This is a genomic window from Vibrio sp. 1288 (assembly GCF_033344475.1).
In genome coordinates this window covers 1-1,239 of record NZ_JAWPOX010000106.1, presented here as the reverse complement: position 1 = coordinate 1,239, position 1,239 = coordinate 1, and the positions used below count along the sequence as shown (strand labels likewise).

2 protein-coding genes are annotated in these 1,239 nt (G+C 46.6%); both read right to left on the bottom strand.

Annotation, left to right across the window (positions count from 1 at the left end):
* On the bottom strand, window positions 1-912 hold a 912-nt coding region (locus R8O11_RS24925; RefSeq protein ID WP_318194568.1), incomplete at its 3' end, for a pilus (MSHA type) biogenesis protein MshL.
* Window positions 913-932: 20 nt separating this feature from the next.
* Entirely contained in the window at window positions 933-1,238 is a 306-nt protein-coding gene (locus tag R8O11_RS24920) for an MSHA biogenesis protein MshK (RefSeq protein WP_318194567.1), read from the bottom strand.
* Window position 1,239: the final 1 nt, after the last annotated feature.

The window sequence follows — 1,239 nt, the reverse complement described above, 5'->3', positions numbered from 1 at the left end:
TGAGTTACCAATTGACGCCGATAAGTTCGACCAGTTAATACCTTGCTGGTAACCATCGCTGAGCGTGACTTCTAAGATTTTCGCTTCAAGAATCACTTGGCGTTGCATTCGTTCTTGAGACACACCCAAAAACTCGCGCACTTCACGAATATCATCAGGGAAAGCTCGCACGGTGATCACGCCAGCTTGTGGCGTAACTACCACACTTTGGCCTTTACCCGAACCAATTAAGTTCGCCACCGCTTGTTGCAACATTGGCCAAAAATCACTTTCGGTGATGGTTTCAATGCGCGTTCCGCCTGTTGACGTCGTCGAGCTATCATTGCCGTTATTGCTGTTGTTGGAATCTGAAGAGTCTGAGCTGTCAGAGCTACCACCAGAATTGGACGTACCAGCCGAAGTAACGGAGCCCGTGACAATGCTCGTCAGTGAGCGACCTGAGCGTTTAAACTGTAGGTAGTCGACTGGAATCGTCACCGTACGCATACCTGCCGGATAAACTTGGATTACTTTGCCCGATTTCATGACATCGTAACCGTACATGTTTTGTACAACGCTAAGCACTTCATCTAATGTCACGTCAGAAAGGTTGACCGTGATATTGCCTTGAACCGCTGGATGAATCGCAACGCTGTATTCTGTCCCTTTTACCAACGAAGCAAAGAAACTTCTCGCCTCTACTGCATTGGCTTGGATACGAAAACGCTTTGACGTTCCGTTATCGGAAGAAACATTGGAGTCTAAGTTAGGCATAAGATCCGCTTCTACCGAAGAAGGAATTTCCTCCAACGCGCGGCTATTCGCTTGATTGATAGATTCATTGAGAGCTTGCTTCACTTCAACCGGATCGCGGTGACCCATCGAACATCCCATTAAAGAAGCAATCGTTATTCCTACAACTAATTTGCGCATATCTGATCAGGCTCTGGTTATTATTTTTTTACGTTTAAACCAAAAAGCTCAAGGTTCCACTGACGGCTACCACGCTTTAAAGTTACAAATTCACTATTGATGCTTGCTACTCGATAACCGTTAAACAGTTCACCCTGTTCGACAAGCCGGTTATTCATGATTGCGACACATTCGGTATTTGGCTTACAGACAATGCTGTTCAGTGTCGGCAAGCGGTATTGTTTCGCTTTGGGCTTGGCAGACACCTCTGCTGGTTTTTGCCAACCAAGGGGTGCAGTTGGATCCTGATTTGCCAAGACTGAACCAGACAAGGTGAGAACCGCGATT